The sequence below is a fragment of the Mesorhizobium sp. M7A.F.Ca.AU.001.01.1.1 genome (assembly GCF_004022735.1).
Taxonomy (GTDB): Bacteria; Pseudomonadota; Alphaproteobacteria; order Rhizobiales; family Rhizobiaceae; genus Mesorhizobium; species Mesorhizobium ciceri.
In genome coordinates this window covers 1-5,825 of sequence record NZ_RZPF01000412.1, presented here as the reverse complement: position 1 = coordinate 5,825, position 5,825 = coordinate 1, and the positions used below count along the sequence as shown (strand labels likewise).

The following is a 5,825-nucleotide window of genomic DNA, read 5'->3' as shown; positions in this document are numbered from 1 at the left end:
CTGGTGCACCATGCCGATGCCGGCGGCTAGCGCATCGGCGGAACTTGTGATCCGCACCGGCCTGCCCTGGATGAGAATCTCGCCGGCGTCGGGCGCATAGGCGCCGAACAGCACGTTCATCAGCGTCGTCTTGCCGGCGCCGTTCTCGCCCAGCAGCCCGAGGATCTCGCCCGGCGCGACGCTAAGGTCGACAGCCTCGTTCGCCTTGACGGCGCCGAAGTGTTTGGTGATGCCGCGCATTTCGATGAGGGGGGCGGACAAGGGGGCTCCTGAACGTACGGGCTTTGCGATTCAGCTTTGATTGAGAGGAATGCGCTGCACCCCCCTCTGGCCTGCCGGCCATCTCCCCCTCAAGGGGGAGATTGGATGTCATATCGGCTTTCGCCAATTTTCTTGAAAGAACAGCGCGTCGCCGAAACTGCTAATCTCCCCCCTTGAGGGGAGATGTCCGGCAGGGCAGAGGGGGGCGCCTAGCGCCAGCCCCTCAAACCAGAACTCAATCCGAAACCGGCGTGTTCTCGTCCACGTCGACGCGGAAATTGCCTTCGAGTATCTCGGCTTTCTTCTTTTCGACCAGCTCCTTCACGTCCGCCGGCAGCGTCTTGTCGAACTTGTGGTAAGGCGCCAGATGCGAGCCGCCCTTGGCCATGCGCGAGAAGTCGCCATAGTCCTGCGCGGTGAAGACGCCGGCCTTGACCAGCTTGATCGCCTGTTCGACCGTCGGATACATGTCCCAGACCGGGCCGGTGATGACCGTATCCGGGCCGAGACTCGATTGGTCGGACATGTTGGAGATGGCAAGGATCTTCTTGTCGACCGCCGCTTCGATGACACCGAAGCGCTCGGCATAGATGACGTCGACACCGGCGTCGATCTGCGCGACCGCCGCTTCCTTGGCCTTGGGCGGATCGAAGAAAGAGCCGATGAAGGCGACCTTCTTCTTGATGTTCGGGTTGACCTCCTTGGCGCCGGCGAAGAAGGCGTTGACCAGCCGGTTCACTTCCGGAATGCCCATCGCCGCGACGGCGCCGATCGTGCCCGACTTCGACATCTTGCCGGCGATCATACCGGAGAGATAGGCGGGCTCGTGGATCCAGTTGTCGAACACGCCAAAATTCGGTTCCGCCGGCCCGGCACCGGAGCCGAACAGCCAGGCGGTCTTCGGGAACTGCTTGGCGGTGCGGCGCGATTCACGCTCGGCGGCGAAGGCATCACCCAGCACCAGCTGGTAGCCGCCTTGCGCGTATTCGCGCATGACGCGGCTGAAATCGGCGGTCTGCACCTTCTCCGACCATTTGTATTCGATGCCGAGTTCCTTCTCGGCTTTCTGCAGGGCGACATGGATCTGGTTGTCCCATGGCTCCTCGATCGGCGTGGCGAAGATCGCCGCCACCTTCAGTTTCTTGTCCTTGCCGAAGGCAGCGCCCGGCAGCATTGCCGCAGCCAGGCCAAGCGCGCCCAACTCCAGCACATTGCGTCGCGAAAGCCCTTCGCGTGCGGATTGAAATCTGTTCTTTCGGTTTTCCATTGTATTCCCCTCTGTTCGACAGCCGTGTCGAGCCGGCTGTTCTAAAAATCAGACGAGGAACTATGGAACGGGTCCGGACTTTTGTCCACGTGGTCAAATTTAACCGCACCGGATTCTCGAAGTTAGCCGGAGAGACTTGCCGATCAGACCCGTTCCAGCGCGATCGCGATGCCCTGGCCGACGCCGATGCACATGGTGGCAAGCGCATACCGGCCGCCGCGCTCGCGAAGCTCCAGCGCCGCCGTGCCGGATATGCGGGCGCCCGACATGCCCAAGGGATGGCCGAGCGCGATGGCGCCGCCATTCGGGTTGACGTGTTCGGCGTCCTCGGCAATGCCGAGCTGGCGCAGCACGGCGATGCCTTGCGAGGCAAAGGCTTCGTTGAGCTCGATGACGTCGAACTGTTTTGGTGTCAGGCCAAGCCGCGCGCAGAGTTTTTGCGTCGCCGGCACCGGGCCGATGCCCATGATGCGCGGCGCCACGCCGGCGGCAGCCCCGCCGAGGATGCGGGCGATCGGCGTCAGCCCATACTTTTTCACCGCCGCCTCGGAGGCAACGATCAGTGCCGCCGCGCCGTCATTGACGCCGGAAGCATTGCCGGCCGTCACCGTGCCGCCCTGCCGGAACGGCGTCGGCAGCTTGGCCAGCGCCTCGACCGTTGAGCCCGCGCGGGGGTGTTCATCCTTGCTGACAATGAGCGCATCGCCCTTGCGCTGCAGGATGGTCACTGGGGTGATCTCCTTCGCCAATCTTCCATTGGCTTGTGCGGCGACGGCCTTGTTCTGGCTGCGCACTGCGAAGGCGTCCTGGTCGGCCCGCGACACCGAAAAATCCTCGGCGACGTTCTCGCCGGTTTCCGGCATGGAATCGACGCCATACTGCTTCTTCATCAGCGGGTTGACGAAGCGCCAGCCGATGGTGGTGTCGTAAATCTCGGCATTGCGCGAGAACGCCGTGTCGGCCTTGGGCATGACGAAGGGTGCCCGGCTCATCGATTCGACGCCGCCCGCGATCATCAGCTCCGCCTCGCCGGCCTTGATGGCTCGGGCGGCAATGGTCAGCGCATCCATGCCGGAGCCGCACAGGCGATTGACGGTCGAGCCCGGGACCTCCTTTGGCAGCCCGGCCAGCAGCAGCGCCATGCGCGCTACGTTGCGATTGTCCTCGCCGGCCTGGTTGGCGCAGCCATAGACGACATCGTCGATCGCCTGCCAGTCGATGCCCGGATTGCGCTCGGCCAGCGCCCTCAGCGGGATGGCGCCTAGATCGTCCGATCGTACCGAAGACAGCGAACCGCCGAAGCGGCCGATCGGCGTGCGGATGTAGTCGCAGATATAGGCCTCGGCCATGTCATGCAGCCTTTGCTTTTCCGGTTCCCTCATGCGCCGCCTTGGTGCGGGCCTGCAGGTCGCGCAATGTCTTCAATTCGAGTTCGCTTGGCGCCGGTGTTTCGTCAAGCGCCTCCGCGAACTTTACCACCCAGCCACAGCTCTCCTGCACCTGCTGGCGGGTGACGCCCGGATGCAACGACACGACGGTGAATTCCTTGGTCACCGGATCCGGCTTCCAGATGGCGAGATCGGTGATCAGCAAGGTCGGACCTGATGTGTCGATGCCAAGCCGCTTGCGATGGTCGCCGCCCTCGCCATGGCCGAAGGAGGTGAAGAAGTCGATCTTCTCGACCATGCCGCGCTTGGTCTGCGCCATTGTGATGTAGATCTGCTTCGACGAGGTCGCGATCTCCGGCGCGCCGCCGCCGCCGGGCAGCCTGGTCTTGGGATGGAAATAGTCGCCGATGACCGTGGTGTTGATGTTGCCGAACTTGTCGATCTGCGCCGCCCCCAAAAAACCGATCGAGATGCGGCCGCCCTGCAGCCAGTAGCGGAACATCTCCGGCACCGCGACGGTGGTGACGGCGGTCTCGCACAATTCGCCATCGCCGATCGACAGCGGCAGCACGTCGGGCGCGGTGCCGATCGTGCCGCTCTCGTAGATCAGCGTGATGTCAGGCGCATGCGTTAGCCGCGCCACATTGCAGGCCGCGGACGGTGCGCCGATGCCGACGAAGCAGACATCGTCATTCCTGAGCGCCCTGCTGGCGGCGATCGTCATCATCTCGTTGGGGGTGAAACCCAATGGATTGTCGCTCATGCCGCTTTCCTCAAATGCTCGACCCGGGCCGCGAAATCGCCGGCGCTCTTCTCGATGACATTGGCCTGCATCCACGCCTGGAATTTGTCACGGTCGGCGGCGATCTCGTCCCATTCGAGATAGGCGGCATTGTCACGCGCATAATAGCCATGTGCGTAGGACGGGTGCGAGCCGCCTGGCACGACGGATATCGCCGCGATCGTCCAGCGCGGCAGCACGGTCAGATTGGGGTGCAGATCGTCGAAATTATCGACCACTTCCTCCACCGTCACCACCGCTCGCTTGGCCGCCAGCACCGCTTCCTTCTGGATGCCGATGATGCCTTCGACCAGCACATTGCCTTGTCTGTCGGCCTTCTGCGCATGGATGAAGGTGACGTCAGGCCTGATCGAAGGAACAGCCGCCAGCACCTCGCCGGTGAACGGACAGGTGACAGACTTGATGTTCGGATTGACCGCCGCGAGGCCAGCACCGCGATAGCCGCGAAACACCGCGCAGGGCAGACCGGCCGCGCCCGCCTCATAGGCATTGGCCATGCCGGCATGGCTGTGCTCCTCGATCTCGATCGATCTGGGGAAACCGTTCTCGATGGCGTCGCGGGCGCGCCGCAGCAGGCCGACGCCGGGATTGCCGACATAGGAGAAGACGATTTTCTTCGCCATGCCCATACCGATCATCTGGTCGTAGATCAGGTCCGGCGTCATGCGGACCAGGGTCAGGTCGCGAAAACCCTGACGGATCGCCTCATGCGCCGCCGCCGTCGGGATCAGATGGGTGAAACCCTCGAAGGCGACCGTGTCATCATCGTTCAAATTCTCCGCAACAGCCTGTTTGAGCGGCAGGAACTTGACCATCGCATCGGCTCCGGGTTCAAAAAGTTCGCATTGCGAACATATGTTTTATATGCGATACTTTCTACGCTGGGGGAGGGCGAGGAGTCAATCCTGGCGTCGATGCCGTTCCCGCGGAGTTGAGATGGACGAAGAAGCCGCTTCCCGTGATCATGTCGGCTCGCTCGAGCGCGGCCTTGCCGTCATGGAGATCCTGGCTCGGCATCCCTCGGGCATGACGCTGACCGAAATGGCCGAGGAAGCGGGCCTGACCCGCGCCGGCGCCCGCCGCTTTCTGCTGACGCTCACCGCCACCGGCTATGCAACGCAAGCCGGCCGCGTGTTCTCGCTGTCGCCACGCTTGCTGACGATCGCCCGCACCTGGCTCGGCGGCGCCTCGCTCTGGGCCTTCGCCGCACCCATCATGCGCGCGGTCGCCGCACAGCTGAACGAGGCCTGTTCGGCGGCGATCCTGTCGGGTGCCGATGTCGTCTATGTCGCCCGTATTCCCGGCCGCCGCATCCTCAGCGTGTCGCTCGATGTCGGCACCAGGCTGCCGGCCTATTGCACCTCGATGGGACGCATCCTGCTTGCCGGTCTGACGCCTCAGGAATTGGACGCATTCCTCGGCCAGGCGACGATCGAGAGACGGACGCCGAAGACGATCACCGACAGGTGTTTGTTAGCCAACGCCATCGGCAAGGCGAAAGCGGACGGCTTTGCCATCGTCGACGAGGAACTGGAACTCGGCCTGCGCTCGATCGCCGTGCCGATCCGCGACCGCGCAGAACGCACGGTCGCGGCCATCAACGTCTCGACGCAATCGGCGCGGTTCTCCGTCGCGGAGATGGAGCGGGAGATTCTGCCGGCGCTGCTGGAGGCCAGGCAGCGGATTGAAGATTTTTTTGTGGTTTAAGAGGCCTTCTCCAACAACCTTCACCGTCGGCGGGACAGCGCCCCCCTCTGCCCTGCCGGGCATCTCCCCCTCTTGGGGGGAGATCGGACGTCACGCCGGCTTTCGCCAATCTCCAACGACGCAGGAATGGGCGAAGCCACCAATCTGCCAATCTCCCCCCTTGAGGGGGAGATGTCCGGCAGGACTGAGGGGGGCGCGAAGGATCGCGGCGTTTTGCAATTCGCCGCCGCCCCGCCGACCCTCAATGCTTGATGCGATCCCGCATGGCATACCACAGCATGCCCAGCACATAGAGCGGACCGCGCAGCGCCGTGCCGCCGGGGAATGGCATCGGGGTGAGCGTCGAGAACAGATCGAGCCGCGAGGCGTCGCCGGCGATCGCCTCGCGGCTCGATCTGTT

The 5,825-nt window shown here is 63.7% G+C and carries 6 protein-coding genes and 1 pseudogene; 1 reads left to right on the top strand and 6 read right to left on the bottom strand.

The features are described 5' to 3' along the window. The 5 genes from EN884_RS22720 to EN884_RS22700 all read right to left on the bottom strand — a co-directional run. On the bottom strand, window positions 1–240 hold a 240-nt coding region (locus tag EN884_RS22720; RefSeq protein WP_281034840.1), incomplete at its 3' end, for an ATP-binding cassette domain-containing protein. 256 nt (window positions 241–496) lie between these two features. Continuing rightward, window positions 497–1,528: a BMP family protein gene (locus EN884_RS22715; protein ID WP_013528955.1), complete on the bottom strand. Its 1,032-nt coding sequence runs from the start codon at window positions 1,526–1,528 to the stop codon at window positions 497–499. Between the two features lie 143 nt (window positions 1,529–1,671). Further along, complete coding sequence (pcaF, locus tag EN884_RS22710; RefSeq protein WP_013528954.1) at window positions 1,672–2,877, bottom strand: 3-oxoadipyl-CoA thiolase; 1,206 nt, start codon at window positions 2,875–2,877, stop codon at window positions 1,672–1,674. 1 nt (window position 2,878) lies between these two features. Continuing rightward, complete coding sequence (locus tag EN884_RS22705) at window positions 2,879–3,679, bottom strand: CoA-transferase subunit beta (protein ID WP_063169490.1); 801 nt, start codon at window positions 3,677–3,679, stop codon at window positions 2,879–2,881. After that, the gene (locus tag EN884_RS22700; protein ID WP_063169491.1) at window positions 3,676–4,533 is read right to left on the bottom strand and encodes a CoA transferase subunit A; all 858 of its coding nucleotides are present in this window, start codon (window positions 4,531–4,533) and stop codon (window positions 3,676–3,678) included. The genes EN884_RS22705 and EN884_RS22700 overlap by 4 nt, the downstream gene beginning before the upstream one ends. Window positions 4,534–4,654: 121 nt before the next feature. Here EN884_RS22700 and EN884_RS22695 point away from each other — a divergent pair, with 121 nt between their 5' ends. Beyond that, window positions 4,655–5,425 carry an IclR family transcriptional regulator C-terminal domain-containing protein gene (locus tag EN884_RS22695; RefSeq protein ID WP_027163027.1) on the top strand — a complete coding sequence of 257 codons (771 nt, stop codon included), beginning with the start codon at window positions 4,655–4,657 and terminating at the stop codon, window positions 5,423–5,425. Window positions 5,426–5,666: 241 nt separating this feature from the next. On the opposite strand, the pseudogene EN884_RS40295 reads toward EN884_RS22695, so the two are convergent. Continuing rightward, window positions 5,667–5,825, bottom strand: a pseudogene (locus EN884_RS40295) (FAD-dependent oxidoreductase); the annotation flags it as partial.